At 69.0% G+C, this 18,166-nt stretch carries 23 protein-coding genes and 1 tRNA gene; 20 read left to right on the top strand and 4 right to left on the bottom strand.

Annotated features, from left to right (window positions below; all coding sequences use genetic code 11):
* Positions 1 to 17: 17 nt before the first annotated feature.
* Complete coding sequence (gene ndk / locus ACFC1I_RS03505) at positions 18 to 434, top strand: nucleoside-diphosphate kinase (protein ID WP_376006470.1); 417 nt, start codon at positions 18 to 20, stop codon at positions 432 to 434.
* A gap of 39 nt (positions 435 to 473) precedes the next feature.
* Here the strand turns inward: ndk and ACFC1I_RS03500 are convergent, their stop codons facing one another.
* A complete protein-coding gene (locus tag ACFC1I_RS03500) occupies positions 474 to 1,097 on the bottom strand; it encodes a vitamin K epoxide reductase family protein (RefSeq protein ID WP_376006469.1) in 624 nt (207 codons plus the stop codon).
* 344 nt (positions 1,098 to 1,441) lie between these two features.
* Between ACFC1I_RS03500 and ACFC1I_RS03495 the strand changes: the two genes are divergently transcribed.
* A complete protein-coding gene (locus ACFC1I_RS03495) occupies positions 1,442 to 3,793 on the top strand; it encodes an Rne/Rng family ribonuclease (RefSeq protein ID WP_376006468.1) in 2,352 nt (783 codons plus the stop codon).
* Positions 3,794 to 3,919: 126 nt separating this feature from the next.
* Here ACFC1I_RS03495 and ACFC1I_RS03490 read toward each other — a convergent pair whose 3' ends face one another.
* A complete protein-coding gene (locus ACFC1I_RS03490) occupies positions 3,920 to 4,186 on the bottom strand; it encodes a DUF4031 domain-containing protein (protein WP_376006467.1) in 267 nt (88 codons plus the stop codon).
* Between the two features lie 163 nt (positions 4,187 to 4,349).
* Here ACFC1I_RS03490 and rplU point away from each other — a divergent pair, with 163 nt between their 5' ends.
* The 12 genes from rplU to xerC all read left to right on the top strand — a co-directional run bounded on the left by rplU (position 4,350) and on the right by xerC (position 12,929).
* Positions 4,350 to 4,658: a 50S ribosomal protein L21 gene (gene rplU / locus ACFC1I_RS03485; RefSeq protein WP_026059456.1), complete on the top strand. Its 309-nt coding sequence runs from the start codon at positions 4,350 to 4,352 to the stop codon at positions 4,656 to 4,658.
* A gap of 19 nt (positions 4,659 to 4,677) precedes the next feature.
* Positions 4,678 to 4,935: a 50S ribosomal protein L27 gene (rpmA, locus tag ACFC1I_RS03480; protein ID WP_109211194.1), complete on the top strand. Its 258-nt coding sequence runs from the start codon at positions 4,678 to 4,680 to the stop codon at positions 4,933 to 4,935.
* A gap of 105 nt (positions 4,936 to 5,040) precedes the next feature.
* Positions 5,041 to 6,549, top strand: coding sequence for a GTPase ObgE (gene obgE, locus ACFC1I_RS03475; protein ID WP_376006466.1), 1,509 nt, complete (start codon positions 5,041 to 5,043; stop codon positions 6,547 to 6,549).
* On the top strand, positions 6,546 to 7,388 hold the full coding sequence (proB, locus tag ACFC1I_RS03470) for a glutamate 5-kinase (protein WP_376006465.1): 843 nt from the start codon (positions 6,546 to 6,548) through the stop codon (positions 7,386 to 7,388). Before obgE ends, proB begins: the two co-directional genes overlap by 4 nt.
* Positions 7,385 to 8,644 carry a glutamate-5-semialdehyde dehydrogenase gene (locus ACFC1I_RS03465; RefSeq protein ID WP_376006464.1) on the top strand — a complete coding sequence of 420 codons (1,260 nt, stop codon included), beginning with the start codon at positions 7,385 to 7,387 and terminating at the stop codon, positions 8,642 to 8,644. Before proB ends, ACFC1I_RS03465 begins: the two co-directional genes overlap by 4 nt.
* Positions 8,645 to 8,698: 54 nt before the next feature.
* Positions 8,699 to 8,923, top strand: a complete 225-nt coding sequence (locus tag ACFC1I_RS03460; protein WP_376006463.1) for a hypothetical protein — start codon at positions 8,699 to 8,701, stop codon at positions 8,921 to 8,923.
* 9 nt (positions 8,924 to 8,932) lie between these two features.
* Positions 8,933 to 9,529, top strand: coding sequence for a nicotinate-nucleotide adenylyltransferase (gene nadD / locus ACFC1I_RS03455; protein WP_376006462.1), 597 nt, complete (start codon positions 8,933 to 8,935; stop codon positions 9,527 to 9,529).
* A complete protein-coding gene (locus tag ACFC1I_RS03450; protein WP_376006461.1) occupies positions 9,526 to 10,743 on the top strand; it encodes a hypothetical protein in 1,218 nt (405 codons plus the stop codon). The genes nadD and ACFC1I_RS03450 overlap by 4 nt, the downstream gene beginning before the upstream one ends.
* Positions 10,743 to 11,123 (top strand): ribosome silencing factor, encoded by a 381-nt coding sequence (gene rsfS, locus ACFC1I_RS03445; RefSeq protein ID WP_376006460.1) that lies wholly within the window; start codon positions 10,743 to 10,745, stop codon positions 11,121 to 11,123. Before ACFC1I_RS03450 ends, rsfS begins: the two co-directional genes overlap by 1 nt.
* Positions 11,124 to 11,194: 71 nt before the next feature.
* Positions 11,195 to 11,270: transfer RNA gene (locus ACFC1I_RS03440), tRNA-Ala, on the top strand.
* Between the two features lie 157 nt (positions 11,271 to 11,427).
* On the top strand, positions 11,428 to 11,661 hold the full coding sequence (locus ACFC1I_RS03435; RefSeq protein ID WP_376006459.1) for a helix-turn-helix transcriptional regulator: 234 nt from the start codon (positions 11,428 to 11,430) through the stop codon (positions 11,659 to 11,661).
* A 71-nt stretch (positions 11,662 to 11,732) separates the two neighbouring features.
* Positions 11,733 to 12,929 (top strand): tyrosine recombinase XerC, encoded by a 1,197-nt coding sequence (gene xerC / locus ACFC1I_RS03430; RefSeq protein WP_376006458.1) that lies wholly within the window; start codon positions 11,733 to 11,735, stop codon positions 12,927 to 12,929.
* Positions 12,930 to 12,940: 11 nt separating this feature from the next.
* On the opposite strand, the gene ACFC1I_RS03425 is transcribed toward xerC, so the two are convergent.
* Positions 12,941 to 13,165 (bottom strand): hypothetical protein, encoded by a 225-nt coding sequence (locus ACFC1I_RS03425; RefSeq protein ID WP_376006457.1) that lies wholly within the window; start codon positions 13,163 to 13,165, stop codon positions 12,941 to 12,943.
* 150 nt (positions 13,166 to 13,315) lie between these two features.
* Here ACFC1I_RS03425 and ACFC1I_RS03420 point away from each other — a divergent pair, with 150 nt between their 5' ends.
* The 6 genes from ACFC1I_RS03420 to ACFC1I_RS03395 all read left to right on the top strand — a co-directional run bounded on the left by ACFC1I_RS03420 (position 13,316) and on the right by ACFC1I_RS03395 (position 17,189).
* Positions 13,316 to 13,591 carry a hypothetical protein gene (locus ACFC1I_RS03420; protein WP_376006456.1) on the top strand — a complete coding sequence of 92 codons (276 nt, stop codon included), beginning with the start codon at positions 13,316 to 13,318 and terminating at the stop codon, positions 13,589 to 13,591.
* The gene (locus tag ACFC1I_RS03415; protein WP_376006455.1) at positions 13,584 to 14,552 is read left to right on the top strand and encodes a hypothetical protein; all 969 of its coding nucleotides are present in this window, start codon (positions 13,584 to 13,586) and stop codon (positions 14,550 to 14,552) included. Before ACFC1I_RS03420 ends, ACFC1I_RS03415 begins: the two co-directional genes overlap by 8 nt.
* Positions 14,553 to 14,625: 73 nt before the next feature.
* The gene (locus tag ACFC1I_RS03410; protein WP_376006454.1) at positions 14,626 to 14,790 is read left to right on the top strand and encodes a hypothetical protein; all 165 of its coding nucleotides are present in this window, start codon (positions 14,626 to 14,628) and stop codon (positions 14,788 to 14,790) included.
* Positions 14,787 to 15,599 (top strand): nuclease-related domain-containing protein, encoded by an 813-nt coding sequence (locus tag ACFC1I_RS03405; RefSeq protein WP_376006453.1) that lies wholly within the window; start codon positions 14,787 to 14,789, stop codon positions 15,597 to 15,599. The genes ACFC1I_RS03410 and ACFC1I_RS03405 overlap by 4 nt, the downstream gene beginning before the upstream one ends.
* A 7-nt stretch (positions 15,600 to 15,606) precedes the next feature.
* On the top strand, positions 15,607 to 16,260 hold the full coding sequence (locus ACFC1I_RS03400; protein WP_376006452.1) for a hypothetical protein: 654 nt from the start codon (positions 15,607 to 15,609) through the stop codon (positions 16,258 to 16,260).
* A gap of 218 nt (positions 16,261 to 16,478) precedes the next feature.
* Positions 16,479 to 17,189: an AIM24 family protein gene (locus ACFC1I_RS03395; protein WP_376006451.1), complete on the top strand. Its 711-nt coding sequence runs from the start codon at positions 16,479 to 16,481 to the stop codon at positions 17,187 to 17,189.
* A gap of 37 nt (positions 17,190 to 17,226) precedes the next feature.
* Here the strand turns inward: ACFC1I_RS03395 and ACFC1I_RS03390 are convergent, their stop codons facing one another.
* Complete coding sequence (locus ACFC1I_RS03390) at positions 17,227 to 18,162, bottom strand: lysostaphin resistance A-like protein (protein WP_376006450.1); 936 nt, start codon at positions 18,160 to 18,162, stop codon at positions 17,227 to 17,229.
* Positions 18,163 to 18,166: the final 4 nt, after the last annotated feature.

Here is an 18,166-nt window from a genome sequence, read left to right as displayed (position 1 = left end):
CGAACGAAAGGCTCCGCATGCCCATCGAAGAGACCCTCGTCCTCGTCAAGCCCGACGGCGTCGCACGTGGCCTCACCGGCGCGATCCTCGCCCGCATCGAGACGAAGGGCTACGCCCTCGTCGACATCCGCCTGGTCGAGCCCGACCGCGAGACGCTCGAGCGTCACTACGCCGAGCACGAGGGCAAGCCCTTCTACGAGCCGCTGCTCGAGTTCATGATGTCGGGCCCGTCGGTCGCGATCCGCCTCGCGGGCAACCGCGTGATCGAGGGCTTCCGCTCGCTCGCGGGCACGACCGACCCGACCACAGCCGCCCCGGGCACCGTCCGCGGCGACTACGGCCGTGACTGGGGCCTCAAGGTGCAGCAGAACCTCGTGCACGGCTCCGACAGCACCGAGTCGGCCGCGCGCGAGCTGGAGATCTGGTTCGGCTGATCGCTTGTTCGGCTGACCTCGCGAACACTCTTTCGGAGGTCAGCCGAACAGCGTCTGCCAGATGTTGACGACGGCGTTCATCTCGAGCTGCGCGAGCAGCAGGATGATCGCGTAGCTGACGATCGCCGCGAGCGGCACCCACGCCATCAGGCGGTCGGCCGCCTCGCGCACCCGATCGGAGGCGGGGACCAGGCGGGCGCGCAGCAGGTGCAGCGTCACCGCATAGAAGGTCGGGATCGTGACCGCCCAGGTCACCATGCACCAGGGGCACAGCGTGTGCAGGTTGGGTGCGTAGATGCTCTGGCTGATCAGCCAGATCACGAGGCCGAACGCGAAGGCGATGCCGGCCCAGAAGCACCACCAGAACCAGCGGGCGAACCGGGCGCGCGCGAGGATCGCCATGCCGACGACGATCGGCGCGACCCAGCCGGTGAGCCCGAGGATCGGATTCGGGAATCCGAACGCGCTGCCCTGCCAGGAGTCGAGGTTCGCGCTGCACTGCACCAGCACGCTCAGATCGCACGCGGCGATCGCGTCGGGGTTCGCGAGCTTCTCGAACTTCTCGATCGTCAGTGAGAAGGCCGCCCACCAGCCGATCACGCCCGCGATCACGAGCCATACGGCGAGTCCGGTCGGACGGGTGCGGGTCTGCTGCTCGGGCATGTGTCGGATTATGGCATCGAGATCTGCATGGATGCCTCACCCCCGCGCCGTGGCAAATCGCCGATCTCCGGCGTGGGGAAGGCAGGGTCGCACCACGAATGGGCATTCTGGCGGGGGAAGTGCGATAATGGGGGTCGATGACTCACGGCCGCGCCGTGACGATCATCACCAGAAGACTTCAGGGCGACGAATGCCCTTGGCAGCGCGAGCATCCGCCTAGCGGCGGACGGCCGCTGCAGACCGAGTGAGTTCGCGGCACCGCCCCGTCCAGAGGGGCATGGGCGGCGCTGCACGAGATTTCGCCGGGCGACGCGCGGTGTCGCCCCGCTAGGAGTACGCCAGTGATGGCTGATGGAACCGATGCAGAATTCACCCCTCAGACCGAACCCGACGCGCCGCTGATCCCAGCGGGCGACGAGGCGACTCCCGCGGCCGACGCGGACTCGCCGGTCGAGGAGCCGCAGGAGGCCGTCGAGGTCTCCGAGTCCGCCGACGAGAGCCCGGCCGAGGCGCCGGTCGACGAGGCCGGAGCGACCGAGCCCGCTGACGACGCGGCGCCCGAGGCCGTGGCGGAGCCCGAGGTTCCGGCGGAGCCCGAGGCCCCGGCGGAGCCCGAGATCCCGGCAGAGCCCGAAGCCCCGGCGGAGCCCGAGACCGTGACCGCCGTGAGCCTGGGGCTGCTGCCCGAGGTCTTCGTGTCGGCGGTGTCGACGCAGCTCATGTTCTACGCGCCCGAGATCACGCCGCTCCCGGCGCGTCCGGGGCGCCCGCAGCCCGAGCCGGAGCCCGAGGCCGCGCCGTCGTCGAGCACCTCGCGCCGGCGCAGCCGGCGCCGCGGCGAAGGCAGGGACGAGGCATCCACCCCTTCCGAGCCGTCGCAGCCGCGCCAGCGTGCCGTCGAGCTCATCACCGAGCCGCAGCGCATCAAGGGCTCGACGCGGCTCGAGGCCAAGAAGCAGCGCCGTCGCGACGGCCGCGAGGCCGGCCGGCGCCGTGCGGTCGTGACCGAGGCGGAATTCCTCGCTCGCCGTGAGGCGGTCGACCGCGACATGATCGTGCGCTCGCGCAACGGGCGCATCCAGATCGCCGTGCTCGAAGACAACGTGCTCGTCGAGCACTACGTCGCCCGCAACCAGGACGCGTCGCTCATCGGCAACGTGTACCTCGGCCGCGTGCAGAACGTGCTGCCCAGCATGGAGGCCGCCTTCGTCGACATCGGCCGTGGCCGCAACGCCGTGCTGTACTCCGGCGAGGTGGATTGGGACGCCGTCGAGACGGGCAACCAGCCGCGCCGCATCGAGCTCGCGCTCAAGACCGGCGACCGGGTGCTCGTGCAGGTCACCAAGGACCCGGTCGGGCACAAGGGCGCGCGCCTCACCAGCCAGATCTCGCTCCCCGGTCGCTACCTCGTGTACGTGCCGGGCGGCAACATGAACGGCATCTCGCGCAAGCTCCCCGACACCGAGCGCGCGCGCCTCAAGAAGATCCTCAAGGAGGTGCTGCCCGAGTCGTCGGGTGTCATCGTCCGCACCGCCGCCGAAGGCGCCACCGAGGACCAGCTGACGCGCGACGTGCAGCGCCTCACCAACCAGTGGGAGCACATCTCGAAGCAGATCGAGACGATCCAGGCGCCGGCGCTGCTGCACTCCGAGCCCGACCTGCTCGTCAAGATCGTCCGCGACGTCTTCAACGAGGACTTCTCGAAGATGCTCATCCAGGGCGACGACGCGCACCACACGATCTCGAAGTACCTCGAGTCGGTGGCGCCGGACCTCCTCGAGCGCGTCGAGCGCTACGAGGGCGAGCACGACCCGTTCGACGTGTTCCGCGTGACCGAGCAGATCGAGAAGGCCCTCGACCGCAAGGTGTGGCTGCCCTCGGGCGGCTCGCTGGTCATCGATCGCACCGAGGCCATGACGGTCGTCGACGTCAACACCGGCAAGTTCGTGGGTTCGGGCGGCAACCTCGAAGAGACGGTCACCAAGAACAACCTCGAGGCTGCGGAGGAGATCGTCCGCCAGCTGCGCCTGCGCGACATCGGCGGCATCATCGTGGTCGACTTCATCGACATGGTGCTCGAGTCCAACCGCGACCTCGTGCTGCGCCGCCTCGTCGAGTGCCTGAGCCGCGACCGCACGAAGCACCAGGTCGCCGAGGTCACCTCGCTCGGCCTCGTGCAGATGACCCGCAAGAAGCTGGGCCTAGGCCTCCTCGAGACCTTCAGCGAGGCGTGCGAGGTCTGCGCGGGCCGCGGGCTGATCGTGCACCACGACCCCGTCGTGAAGCACCGCGCGCCCGCCTCGGGCGGGGCGCCGTCGTCCGGTCGTCGCCCGCGCGGCGGCACGCCCGCTCCCGCGACCGGCGGCGGATCGAACGGGACCCACGTGATCACCGAGGGCGTGAAGTCGGCGCTGGCGCAGATCGCGGCATCCACGATCCACCACGAGGAGGCCCCGCACGCCGAGGCGGCGCCCGTCGTCGAGCAGGCTCCTGCCGAGCGTCCGAAGAAGCCGCGCAAGAAGCGTGGAGAGTCCGGCGCCAAGAAGGAGAACCGCACCGAGAAGGATCTCCTCCTCGACTCGGTGCTGAACGCCCTTCCCGAGCCCAAGGCTCCCGGTCAGGGGCGCTCCCGCCGGCGCGTGACGACCGCGGCGCTCACGGGCACTCCGGTGCCCCACACGCCCGCGGAGGACTGAGACCTGTCCGTCGAGCCCCGCCCTGCCTTCGTGCCGGGCGGGGCTCGACGCGTGTCGGGGCACTCGACGGACCCGGCCGCGGTGTGGGCGTTGCTCGAGATTTCGGCCGCCTCCGCGCCCGTGCGCTCAGTGGCGGTCTCGTCCGCGAACGCGCAGCCCGGAGGCGATGAGCCGCCTCACCAGCTCGTGTCCGCTCACATGGAGCGCGCCCGCGGCGACCAGGCGGGCGTGCGCCTCTTCGGGCACGTCGTAGTGGTCGAGGTCGAATCCGCGCGCGGGGATGCCGTTCGCCGCGGCGAACGCGTGAAGCTCGGCGAGGTCGGTGTCGGTCACCAGGTGCGCCCACAGCCGACCGTGCGCCGGCCAGAGAGGATCGTCGATCAGGATCGCCACGTGCAGATCTTACGCACCGGATGCCGCGACACGGCCCCGCCCGCTTTCGCGGTCTGTTCTGGCATCTGGTAAAGTAGACCCTTGGTGCGTCGAGATATCCGCACCAAGTCTTCGTTGACGTCCCCGAGTGCGTGCGCGCGCTCCCAGAAGAAACAGGTGTGAAGTGGTTTACGCAGTTGTGCGCGCCGGCGGCCGGCAGGAGAAGGTCGAGGTCGGCACGATCGTCGTCCTCGATCGTCAGGCGGCGAAGATCGGCGACAAGATCGAGCTCCCCGCGGTGCTCTTCGTCGACGGTGACACCGTCACGACCGACGCCGACAAGCTCGCGAAGGTCACCGTGACCGCCGAGGTGCTCGGTGAGGAGCGCGGCCCGAAGATCGTGATCCAGAAGTTCAAGAACAAGACCGGCTACAAGAAGCGCCAGGGGCACCGTCAGGACCTCACGCGCGTCAAGGTCACCGGCATCAAGTAAAGCCACAGGAGACGCAGAGATGGCACACAAAAAGGGCGCAAGCTCCACCCGCAACGGTCGTGACTCCAACGCTCAGCGCCTCGGCGTGAAGCGCTTCGGCGGCCAGGCCGTCAACGCCGGCGAGATCCTCGTCCGCCAGCGTGGCACGCACTTCCACCCCGGCGCCAACGTCGGCCGCGGTGGCGACGACACGCTGTTCGCGCTGGCCGCGGGTGCGGTCGAGTTCGGACACAAGGGCGGCCGCAAGGTCGTCAACGTCGTGGCGGTCGCGGAGTAATCCAGCGGGTCGCACAGACTTCCGGAAGGGGCGGGCTTCGGCTCGCCCCTTCCCTTTATCCGCCTCCCGGCACGCCGGGAAGCAACAACAGCTGAGGGGGACCGCATGGTCACGTTCGTCGATCGGGTGACGCTTCACCTGCGCGCCGGCAAGGGCGGCAACGGCTGCGTGTCGGTTAAGCGCGAGAAGTTCAAGCCGCTCGCCGGACCGGACGGCGGCAACGGCGGTCACGGCGGCGACGTCGTGCTCGTCGCCGACCCGCAGGTCACCACGCTGCTGTCGTACCACCACTCGCCGCATCGCTCCAGCGGCAACGGCGGTTTCGGCATGGGCGATCACCGCTCGGGAGCGCTGGGCGAGCCGCTCGAGCTGCCCGTCCCCGTCGGCACCGTGGTGAAGGACGCCTCCGGCGAGACGCTCGTCGACATGATCGAGCCGGGCATGCGCTTCGTCGCCGCCCCGGGCGGGCTCGGCGGGCTCGGCAACGCAGCCCTCGCAAACCCCAAGCGCAAGGCGCCGGGCTTCGCGCTGCTCGGCACTCCCGGCTGGGAGGGCGACGTCCTCCTCGAGCTGAAGACCGTCGCCGATGTGGCGCTCGTCGGTTTCCCCTCGGCGGGCAAGTCGAGCCTCATCGCGGCGATCTCGGCCGCGCGGCCCAAGATCGCCGAGTACCCCTTTACGACCCTGCACCCGAACCTCGGCGTCGTGCAGGCGGGGGAGCAGCGCTTCACCGTCGCCGACGTTCCCGGCCTCATCGAGGGCGCGAGCGAGGGCAAAGGGCTCGGGCTCGAGTTCCTCCGCCACGTCGAGCGGTGCACCGCGCTCGTGCACGTCCTCGACTGTGCGACGCTCGAGCCGGGCCGCGACCCGCTCAGCGACCTCGACGTCATCCTCGCCGAGCTCGCGGCCTATCCGGTTCCCGAAGGCCAGCTCCCGCTGCTCGAGCGCCCGCAGCTCGTGGCGCTCAACAAGGTCGACGTCCCCGAGGCGAAGGATCTCGCGGACCTCGTCCGCCCCGACCTCGAGGCGCGCGGCTTCCGCGTGTTCGAGATCTCGACGGTCAGCCACGAGGGTCTGCGTCAGCTGACGTTCGCGCTCGGCGACATCGTCGCGCAGCACCGCGCCGAGCAGGCCTCGGCTCCGGCACCGGAGCGCATCGTGATCCGCCCGAAGGGTTCGCAGAAGGAGTTCTCGGTCCGGGTCGAAGGCGGCACGTACGGCAACATCTACCGCATCCTCGGCGACAAGCCGCTCAAGTGGGTGCAGCAGACCGACTTCCAGAACGAGGAGGCCGTCGGATACCTCGGCGACCGCCTCGAGAAGCTGGGTGTCGAGGATGAGCTGTTCCGCGCCGGCGCCACGCCGGGCGCCACCGTGGTGATTGGCGAGGGCGACGGCATCGTCTTCGACTGGGAGCCCTCGATCTCGTCGAACGCCGAGCTGATGACCGCTCCGCGTGGGACCGACCCGCGCCTGCTGCGCGACAACCGCCGCACCACGTCCGAGCGCCGCGAGCGCTATCACGACATGATGGACGCCAAGGCCGAGGCGCGCGCCGAGCTCGAGGCCGAGCGCGTCGCCGAGCGCTACCGCGACCAGGAGGACGACGAGTGAGCGCGCGGGAGCGCATCGACCTCCCGTCCGCCCGCCGCGTCGTCGTCAAGGTCGGATCCTCGTCGATCAGCGGCGACAACGCCCACAAGATCGCACCGATCGTCGACGCCCTCGCCGTCGCACACGCGCGCGGCACCGAGGTCGTCCTCGTCTCCTCGGGCGCGATCGCGACCGGAATGCCGTATCTGCTCCTCGACGAGCGTCCCAGCGACCTCGCCACGCAGCAGGCGGCCGCCGCCGTGGGTCAGAACGTGCTCATCTACCGCTACCAGGACGCACTGCGACCGTTCCGCATCGTCGCCGGCCAGGTGCTCCTCACCGCCGGCGACCTCGAGAACGCCATGCACCGCTCCAACGCACGCCGCGCGATGGAGCGGCTCCTCGGGCTGCGCATCCTCCCGATCGTGAACGAGAACGACACGGTGGCGACCCACGAGATCCGCTTCGGCGACAACGACCGGCTCGCCGCCCTCGTGGCGCAGCTGATCGGCGCCGACGCCCTCGTCCTGCTCAGCGACATCGAGTGCCTCTACACGCGCCCACCGGACGAACCCGGCGCCGTCCCGATCCCGCGCGTCGCGTACGGCGACGACCTGCACGGCTTCGAGTTCGGCTCGGTCGTCGTCAACAGCGTCGGCACCGGCGGCGCGGCCACCAAGGTGTCCGCCGCGCGGCTGGCCGCAGCATCCGGAATCGGAGTCCTCGTCACGAGCGCGGACCTCGTGGGCGAAGCGCTGTCGGGCGACGAGATCGGCACCTGGTTCCAGCCGAATCCCGAGCCTGCGGCGCCCGCCGCGACCGGTCCCGTGCGAACGGCGGTCGATAGACTGGGTGGATGACCACCACCGCCACGACGGCACGTGAACGGATGCTGCTCGCCAAGGATGCGGCGCGCAGCATCGGCCTCCTCGGCGACGAGGCGAAGCGCGATGCGCTCCTCGCGATCGCCGACGCGATCGAGGCGGCGGCGCCGGAGATCGTGGCGGCGAATGCCGAGGATCTGCGTCGCGGCGCCGACACGGGACTGTCGACGGCGCTGCAGGACCGGCTCCGGCTCGACGAGCCGCGCGTCGCCTCGCTTGCCGCGGCCGTGCGCGAGGTCGCCGCTCTTCCCGATCCCGTCGGCCGCGTCCTCGACGAGCGGACGCTGGCGAACGGCGTCTCGCTCACCAAGGTCGCGGTGCCGTTCGGCGTCGTCGGCTCGATCTACGAGGCGCGTCCGAACGTGACGGTCGACATCGCCGCTCTGGCGCTGCGGTCCGGCAACGCGGTGGTCCTGCGCGGCGGCACCGCCGCCGAGCACACCAACGCAGCGCTCGTGCGCGCGATGCGCGGTGCGCTGGCCGAACGGGGGATCGACCCCGAGGGCATCCAGACGGTGGACGAGTTCGGGCGCGAGGGCGCGCGCGAGCTCATGCACGCCCGCGGCGTCGTCGACGTGCTCGTGCCGCGCGGCAGCGCACAGCTGATCGAGACGGTCGTGACGGAGTCCTCGGTCCCCGTCATCGAGACCGGCGCGGGCGTCGTGCACATCGTCCTCGACGAGACCGCGCCGCTCGACTGGGCCCGCGACATCGTCGTCAACGCCAAGACGCAACGGCCCAGCGTGTGCAACGCGGTCGAGACCGTCCTCGTGCACCGCGGCGCCGCCGACCGTCTCGTCGGCCCCGTCGTCGCAGCCCTTCAGCAGGGCGGTGTCACCGTCCACGGAGACGAGACCGTCGAGCGCCTCGCGGCCGGCGTCACGCCCGCGACCGACGAGGACTGGGCGACCGAGTACCTCAGCCTCGATCTCGCGATGCGCGTCGTCGACGACCTCGACGACGCGCTCGACCACATCCGCCGGTACTCGACGCACCACACCGAGTCGATCGTGACGCAGGACGCCGCCAACGAGGCCCGCTTCCTCGCCGAGGTCGATTCGGCCGTCGTCATGGCCAACACGTCGACCCGGTTCACCGACGGCGGCGAGTTCGGCTTCGGTGCCGAAGTCGGCATCTCGACGCAGAAACTGCACGCGCGCGGCCCGATGGGGCTCGCCGAGCTCACGAGCTCGAAGTGGCTCGCGCGCGGTGCCGGGCAGGTCCGCCCGTAACGGAATAGACTTGTCCAGTCCCGCGCCCCAGAGGCGAACCCGAACGGAGCCCGAATGACACTCGCCACGATGATCGCCTTTGCCGCCGAAGAGTCGGAGCACCACGGCAACGTCGCCCTCGAGACCGTCGGGTACGGCATCACCGCGATCGTGGTCTTCGCCGCGCTGGCGCTCGTGACGCTGTCGTACCGCAACGTGGCCAACCGCCACGCGCACAAGGCCGAGGCGTACGCCAAGGCTCACGCGAACGACGTCCAGCGAGCGGGGCACGGCCACTAAGGCTGCTGCATGTCCTTGGCGACAGCCCCGCGGATCGGGGTCATGGGCGGCACGTTCGACCCGATCCATCATGGGCACCTGGTCGCCGCCAGCGAGGTGGCGCAGTGGTTCGATCTCGACGAGGTCGTCTTCGTGCCGACGGGCGAGCCGTGGCAGAAGACCGAGGTCTCGCCGAGCGAGCACCGGTACCTCATGACCGTCATCGCCACGGCATCCAATCCCCGCTTCACGGTCAGCCGCGTCGACATCGATCGCGACGGGCCCACCTACACCATCGACACGCTCCGCGATCTGAAGGCCCAGCGCCCGGACGCGGAGCTGTTCTTCATCACCGGTGCCGACGCCATAGCGCAAATTCTCAGTTGGAGGGACCATGATGAGTTGTGGGATCTCGCCCACTTCGTCGCGGTGTCCAGGCCCGGTCACGTGCTGAACACGGACGGTCTGCCCAGCGACGACGTCAGCCAGCTCGAGATCCCCGCCCTCTCGATCTCATCGACGGACTGCCGCGATCGAGTTCAACGAGGACACCCCGTGTGGTACCTCGTCCCCGACGGGGTCGTCCAATACATTGCGAAGCACCATCTCTACCGGAGCAAGGAATGAGTACACCCGAGCACCCGGCGACGCCAGCCCTCACCCGTAAGCAGATCCGCGAACTGCGGAACACGGGCTCGACCCCCGTGATCACCGCGACGCCCGACGCCGACGCCGACGAGGCGCCCGACACCGCGGGCGAGTCGGTCGCGGCACCGGCGATCGATACGGCGCCGCCCGCGCCGGTCGCCTCCGCGCCGGTCGCCTCCGCGCCGTTCCCGCGCCCGTCCGAGCCGGCCGCCGTGGCCCCGGCCCCCGTTCCCGACTCGGCCGTCGACCTGGGCGTCTCGCCGCTCACCCGCCGTCAGGCGCGTCAGCAGGAGCGCATCCGCACCGCGTCGGTGCCCGTGATCACGCCCGAGGTCGTCGCCGCACACGCGGCCGCCACCGGCGGTGGCGCACCGGCGTTCACCTTCCCCGTCGCCCCGCCCGCAGTGGCGCCGTTCGACGAGCCGGCGCCGTCGCTCTTCACGCCGGCGCCCGACGACGCGCAGGTGTCGACCGACAGCGGCATGCACGCGCTGTTCGGCATCCCGCGCGAGAGCGAGGCCGCGCCCGCACCCGCACCGAGCTGGCAGCAGGCCGCGCCGGCAGCGCCCGTGCCGACGCCCGCCTTCACGGCCGAGCCCACGGCGCCCGAGGCCGACGATCACTCGCTCGGCGACGTGTTCGGCGCCGACGACGCCGAGGCGCCGGCCGCGCCGGTCGCCGCCAAGGCGGTCAGCCCGCTCCTCGGAGCGAGCCTGCTCGACGAGCCGCCCGCCGCCGGCCAGCCCGAAGCCGTCGAGTTCCCGCCGTCGTTCGACCAGCTCCTGACGCGCACCACCGGTGCGATCGCGATTCCCAACGCATTGATCGTGTCGCAGGCGCCCGAGGTCGCGCCGCTCGTGGCACCGGTCACCGCGACGGGCGAGGTCATCGTCACGGGCACGTTCAACCTGCCCGAGGGCCTCGGCTCGACCGGCCACGCGAAGGGCACCGCCGACGGCAAGGAGATCGACGCGACCCTCGTCGACGGCGAGCTGCCTTCGCACTCGTCGCCGACGCCGATCGCCGCGAGCGCTGCCGTCAGCACCTCGAAGGCACCAGGCGACGTCATCAAGCCGCCGGCACCCGAGAAGGGTGGCAAGCTCATGATGTCGCTCGCGATCACCGCGGGCGTGCTGGCCCTGGCCCTGGTCGGAGTGCTCATCCTGGCTTTCGCGACGGGGGTGTTCTCCTGATGGTGGCGAGCGCGCAGTCGCACGACATGCTCCAGATCGCCGCCGCTGCGGCGGACGCGAAGGGCGGCGAGGATCTCGTCGCGCTCGACGTGTCGGAGCCCCTTCCTCTCGTCGACATCTTCCTGCTCGTGACAGGGCGCAGCGAGCGCAACGTCGCGGCCATCGCAGACGAGATCGAAGACAAGCTGCTCGAGGCGGGCCACAAGCGCCTGCGTCGCGAGGGTCGCGAGGAGTCGCGCTGGATCCTCATCGACTTCGGCGACCTCGTGGTGCACGTGTTCCACGAGCAGGAGCGCGTGTACTACGGCCTCGAGCGGCTGTGGAAGGACTGCCCCGTGGTGCCGGTCACGCTGCCCGCACGGGCGACCGCCGAGGAGTGACCTTGGTACGGAGCACCCTTCGGAGTGTTGTAAGCTAGACGAGTTGCCCCGCGAGAGCGGGAACAGCGTCTGGGCCTGTGGCGCAGCTGGTAGCGCACCTGCATGGCATGCAGGGGGTCAGGGGTTCGAGTCCCCTCAGGTCCACCAAAACTCCCGGTAAAGCACCAAAACTTCACTCCCTGATCAGGGAGTTGGAATGTTTGGTAGTCAAGTACTGGACACTTCGCCGAGTAGCCGCAGGGCGCTTTCGAGCCTTCTAGAGCTATCTGGAAGGTACGCGGCGACGCCCGCGCACCTTGGCTATATGGATAGCGGTGGCACCTCAGAGTCGGGACTCGGCAACTACGTCTCGCTGGCTGAGCTTGCCGTCGAGTTGAAGGTCTCCGTTCAGACGATCTACGACCTGCGGAGCAAGGGCCGTGGGCCGCACGGATTCCGTGTCGGCACCCAGTTGAGGTTTCGCAAGGCCGAGATCGATGCGTGGGTCGAGCGCATGGAACAGGCTGACGAGCAGCGCCACGCCGGCGGTGAAGCATGAATGGTGGACGGCCACGCACACTGATCGGTTCCTACGGGGTCATCAGCATCAGCAGGCGCGGAACCTCGTACGTGGCTCTCGCGCGCATCCGCGACACCGACGGGCGCCTGCGCAGAGTCACCGGTGCTGCCCGCACCGAATCGGCGGCTCGAGCCCGGTTGAAGGAGCGCCTCCTCGACAGACCTGGTTTCGGATCCCGCGGCCTGCTCGACCTCAGTAGCTCGTTCCGAGACCTTGCTGACCTGTGGCTCGAAGATCTGGAGTTGCGCCAACTGTCGGACGGCACCAAGAAGAACTATCGCGACGATCTCCGGCTTCGAGTGAGGCCGCAATTCGAGCACTTCTCACTCGGGGAGATCACCACCGGCCGCGTCGAGTGGTTCCTTCGCTCGGAGGCTGCGGTGTCCCTATGGCGCGCACACAACTCGCGCACGGTTCTCAACCAGCTCTTCAATTTCGCTCTCCTGCACGACGCGATCCCGCGGAATCCGGTGCAGGGGACGAGTCAATTGCGGAGACCGAAGGGCGAGCGGCAGGCGCTGAACATCGAGCAGATTCGTGCAATCCGCGACGCCGCCGGTCGCTGGCGGACCGGTCCCGACGTCAAGGGACCCAAGCCCGACGGTCAGGTGCGCGACATCATCGAAGTGCTTCTCGGCACCGCGCTGCGCATCGGCGAGTGCCTGGCTCTTCGCGTATGCGATGTCGACGACGGTCCCAGCGGGATGACCATCTCCGTAACAGGAACGGTCGTGTTGCGCACCGGCAGCGGCGCGGTCCGGCAAGACCACCCCAAGACCGAGCACTCCATCCGCCGCATCGCCGTACCCGACTTCGCAGCTGCCGTGCTGCGCGCACGGCTCGCCTGCATCCCGACCAGCGACCCGCAACGGACGATCTTCGCCAATCGCGCGGGCAACCCTCTCAGCCCGTTCAACGTTCGACGGACCTTCCGCGCGTTCCTCGAGCTGGCGGGTCTTGCGGGAGAGGGGATCACCCTTCGCTGGTATCGCCGAACTGGCGCGACAGTCATCGCGCGCGGGTCGAGCGCCGATGCCGCCGCCACCTTCCTCGGCCACGGCTCGACCGCAATCACCGAAGGGCACTACATCGAGCCCGACCGCACCGTGGATCGGGCGCCGGCAGGAATTCTCGAGCGGACCCTGCGCCGCGAGAGCCCCGATGCTTCGCTTCTTTCGAACGATGATGGCGTGGCCGAGTTCCCCGCTCTCGACTTCCTTGATCACGAAGACACCGAAGCGGCGTAGGGCTTCTCGGCCTATCGCTCCCGTTCGTCCGTGCCCCAGCTGGCGATCGGTCCGCCGTTGGGGCCGTGGCTGCGTAGGAACTCGGCGTGCAGTCGCTCACACCCGAGGCGGAGGGTTGTGGACCAGCCGATGACGTCGCCGCGGAAGCTGACGCGGTAGCGGAGGTCGGTGGCGCTCACGCGACGCAGCTCGATCGTGCCGTAGACGCGGTCGAAGGCGTCGGTCAGGCTCCACATGCCCGTCGGACCTTCCCGCGCTGCGAGAAGCGGGTGCCATCGGCTCCGTTCGGCCATGAGCGTCCTCCCTCCGGCCGAACACGGAAGAGCGTAGGGCGAGTCTCAGACATCGCCGAGCGCTGTTGGGCGCCGCACGCGCACCTTCCTGCCATGAGCGATCGTGAGCGCGTTGACGCTGTCCTGGAGCACGTGGCTGTGCTGGCGTTCCTGTACTACCCCGGGATTGAGGATCATGATCCGGGCTACAGCCTCGCCGAGGACGTCGAGTGGTGTCTCGTACGGCTCGGTGATGTTTCCGACGTCGAGCGCGAACGGATGGGCGGGCTTTTCGCGCGAGCGATTACCGACCCGACGGCGACGCGTGAGGAGCTGTTCACGGCGCTCGCGGAGCTCGACGGCGTGCTCGCGGCGGACGGCCATGAGTGACGCGCAGTCGCGCGATGAGGAGCGCGCGGCGCGGCTGGCCGCGCAGCGGAAGGCATGGAACGACGCGCACCCTGGGTATTACGCGGAGTACCGTGACCGGAACCGTGAGGAGATCCGGAGGAAGAACCGCGAATACGCGCGTGGGCAGGCTCAGCGCGAGCGCGAGGAGAAGGAGCGGCGCCAGAAGGGGATCGATCGCGCGAAGGCGTGGGCGGCGGAACATCCCGAGGAGCGTCAGCAAGCCCGCGAGCGGTACAAGCAGAAGCATCCGGAGGAGTACAAGCAGGCTCAGCGCGACTACTACTACCGGAATCGTGAGGCGATCGCTGAGCGCCGGCGTGCTCGGGAGGCGGCGGATCCGGAGAAGGCGAACGAGGCGCGGCGTCGGGCGGTCGATCGGGCCCGGGAGGCCGGCCGGGATTCGGCCTGGTCACCGACGCCCGATCAGCGCGCGACCTACCGTAAGCGCGAGAACGAAGCGAGGCGCATGGCGCGTCGTCGTGCGCGCGCCGGATTGCCCGAGCGCCAGCTTCACCGGGTGCACGCGCCGGAGCGCCGCCACAACGATGTGGCGGCGGATGCCTTCTTTGCGCAGAAGCGCACGGGGGAGGACGTCGCTCGAATCCGTGCTCAGGACGAGCCGACGCCTCCCGATCTGGTCCAGGGTCTGCAGGAGCGGTCGGAGAACCGTCGCGTCGTGCGCGAGATCCTCGCCATCGCGGACGAGTACTTCGCCGAGCATGAGGTCGAGTTGCGGGCGCGGGTCGCCGAGGTGTCCCGCGCTCGTTTCCGGGGAGGGATGCTGCCCCTCGACGTCTACACCGAGCCGCGTCGTCACGCGCTGGAGTTCGCGAGTCGCGGTTACCTCCGTGCAAGCGTCGCGTCTCCGACGTCGTCATTGACGGTCTTCCGCTGGCTCACGACGGACCGGGCCAAGCGCGGGCCGGACATCTCGCTCTGATTGATTCTTATCGGAGTCGGGCTCTGCAGACCGTTTCGCGGGCAGTGGCGCCGCTTACCCCTAGGCTGAGCGAATGATCGACTATGGGGAAGTCGTTGGCGACGGCATCGCCGCCGGGCTCGGGATGCTGTGGTCGGGGATTACGGCAAACCCGTGGACGGTGATTCTCTTCGCGGGGATCATCGTTGGCGCGCTGTGGCTACAGCTCACCCCCACCCGCCGGCGTCGCCGCCGATGACGGCGACCGAATCGGCTGGCGGCATCGGAACGATCCCAGCTGCGGCAGTAATCGCCGCATGCCTGAGTGCCCAAGCTGGTGTATCGCGCCGGTCGCGAGTCGCCCGCGTCTTCGGTCGATCACCTCTGACGGAAGATTCCAAGCCGTGGTATCTCGGTGCCCTCGGCGAGCTGCAAGTCGCCGAACGGTTGGCGAGGCTCGGTCCCGACTGGAGAGTCCTGCATTCCGTACCCATCGGTGAGCGGGGGAGTGACATAGACCACGCCGTTGTTGGTCCTGCCGGGATCTTCACGATCAACACGAAGTTCCACGAGGACGCCCGTATCTGGGTCGGAAGTACGCGGCTACTTGTCAACGGACAGAAGACCGACCATCTGCGCAACTCCCGCTACGAGGCGCAACGGGTCGCGAAGAAGCTGACGGCGATGGCGGGTGAGCCGATCGCTGTCCATCCGGCGATCGTGCTCGTCGGCGCCCGCAGCGTTACGTTTCGGGAGCGTCCCGCAGATGTGATTGTGCTCCGCGACACGGAACTCGTCCGCTGGCTCACTCGCCGAGCTGCGACGCTAGACCCCGGCCGGCGCGACCGCGTCGCTGACATGCTGACACGCCCGGAGACACTGGCAACGATGTCCGGCACGCCAGCAGACGTGGATCTCCCGGCGTTCGCCGCTCTTCGTCACGAAGTGGGTGCGGCACGGCGCGTACGGATGCTGTGGGGAACGGCGGTGCTGCTCGCCGGCGCTGCGCTGGCAGCGACTGTCGCCATCAACACATACACAGCGCTCCTGGGTGGATGGGCCGGATGATGGACTCATGCCGCTGAGCTCGACCGTCGCGATGCTTCCCGAAACTCCCGACTCACGGCTGCTCGCCGAACTGAGTTCCTACTCGGACGACCTATCCGAGGCGGGCGACGCGATCGACCAGGCACTGGAAGCCGGCCACGACTCGCCCCTCTGGCAGCCGCTGACAAGCTACGCGGTGATCGCCTACATGCGCGCGTTCGCGCACTCCAACGTCCGCTCCGGCCTGCTCGCGCACATTCCCATCCCGGACGATCTGGTCGACACGCACGACTTGATTCGCGGCTACCGGAACACGACGATCGCGCACTCACAGTCGGAACTGTCGATGTCGCTGCCCCTGGCCACGCTCACGCCAGAGGGCACCGTCAGGAAGGTGATCCCGATCACCATCCGCCACAATCTGCCACAGACCACGGCGCGTCGCATCGCCGAAGCCGTCGACCGGATGAGCGGCCTTGTATCTGAGATGATCAAACCGCTTGCCGAGCGAATGACCGCCGAGTACCAGGATGCGAGCCCCGACGCCGTTGCGGCCTGGCCCGTTCCCGATCTTGACCACGAGCACGCCGACCGTTTCACCGCGCAATCCAGGAGACGGCGACAGCCACGCTTCGTCGCATACTGGGACGTCGAGGTAGTTCCCGTCGACGACCCTCTCTAGAGTGCAGCACAGGCATCGTCGTCTTCGACTCCGGCGATCCCTAAACGGGCAGCGCACGTGAGCGGAGCCTCCACCGTGCATCTATCTTGATTCTGTGCTCGAGCGCGCGAGCCGAAGGTCAGCGACAGGAGCACCCGCTGCAAACCGCTCGGCCGGTGGGCGGGGCTCTATCGCGCGTCCGCCGAGTGGTGACACCTGACTGCGGTTACGTTGACGGTATGGAGACGAAGATCGCCGGTACGACGATGCCCGTGCTCGAACTCACGCTGGCAGCAGGTGAGCGGATCATCGCCGAAGGAGGTGATGTGTCATGGCTGACGCCCGGGTTCGACATCGAGACGTCGACGGGATTCGGGTCTGGGGGCCAGGGCGGCTTCATGAGCGGCCTGAAGCGGATGGTCGGCGGTGGGCAGCTGTTCCTGACGCAGTACACCGCGTCGTCGGCCGGTGGCTTTGTGGCGTTCGCGGCGCAGCTGCCCGGCACGATCCGGGAGCTGGCGATCGATGCGGCGGACGAGTACATGGTGCAGTCGGGGTCGTACATGGCGAGCACCCCGGATGTCGAGGTGTCGGTCGGCCTGCAGAAGAAGCTGGGCGCGGGCATCTTCGGCGGCGCCGGGGTGGTGTTCCAGAAGCTCGCCGGCAACGGGACGGCGTGGGTGCAACTGGCCGGCGAGATCGTCGAATACGAGCTGCAGGCGGGTCAGTCGCTGCTGATCCACCCCGGCCATCTCGCGCTGTTCCGCGCGAACATGCAGCTGGAGTTCGCGAGCATCAAGGGCATCAAGAACAAGTTGTTCGGCGACTCGATGTTCCTCGCCCAGCTGCACGGTCCCGGACACGTCTGGCTGCAGTCGATGACGCCCGCCAAGCTGGCCGCCGCGATCGAGCCGTACCTGCCCGACAAGTCGTCGTCGAACAACAGCTGACCCGACGGAGCCGCCCGGGCCGCGGCATCCGTCTTCGTCAGATCTGCGGTGCTGTCACGGCTGCCGCGGCTGTCGCCTGCGTGCGCGCCTGGCTGCGGCGGTAGAGCAGGAACGCGAGCCCGGCGAGGATCGTCAGGAGGATCGCCCCGGGTACTCCGCCTTCGGGGCCGAATGATCCGCCGGTGAGCCAGTCGGCGGCGCCGGGGGTGGGTTCGAGGTAGATGAGTCCGGCGGTGCGGACGTTGATGCCGTCGACCTGGACACCCCAGATGTTGCCTTCGGCCCAGTTCCAGCCGCCGTGGATGCCGATGATCAGCCAGAGCGAGTTCTGCCAGAGCACGATGAACGCGGCGAAGATCGCGTACATCATGATCGTGGTGAACCCGATCGGTCGGCTGAGGACGCCGTGCATCAGGGTGAACAGCAGGGCCGGAAGGAGGATCGCGAGCCAGCCCGGCATCTGCAGGCCGGAGTTCTGCAGCAGGAAGCTGCGGATCAGGATCTCCTCGTTGCCGCCCTGCACCACGTGGGTGAGTGCCAGGGCGAGCACCAGTCCGACGGCCACCCAGCCGGTGGTGGCGTTCGCGGGTGCGGCGGTGAGTTGGTACGAGCCGGTCGCCCAGAGGAACAGGATGGGGATCGAGATGATCGCGGCGCCGATCGGGAGGCCGAGCAGGAGCAGCAGCAGACCGCGTCCGGGGCGGCGGAACCCCATGGTCTTGATGTGTCGGCGCTCGTAGAGCACTACCCACAGGATCATGAGCGCGGCGGGGATCAGGTTCGCCACCATTTCCAGCCACTGCGCCTCGGGTGAGCCTTCCTGCGTGGGGAAGATCAGCGCGAACACGCCCATCGTGCCGAACTGCACAATGAACACGAGCACCACGAACACGAGCGGGTAGGCGATCCACCAGCGGGTGACCCGCTTGCCGGTGGCGGCGTCCTGGACGAACGGGGTGTCGCGAATCGACATCAGG

The sequence above is a fragment of the Microbacterium sp. NPDC056044 genome (assembly GCF_042267145.1).
GTDB lineage: Bacteria > Actinomycetota > Actinomycetes > Actinomycetales > Microbacteriaceae > Microbacterium.
The sequence above is the reverse complement of the archived record's forward strand: the minus strand, read 5'-3'. Positions and strand labels throughout refer to the sequence as shown.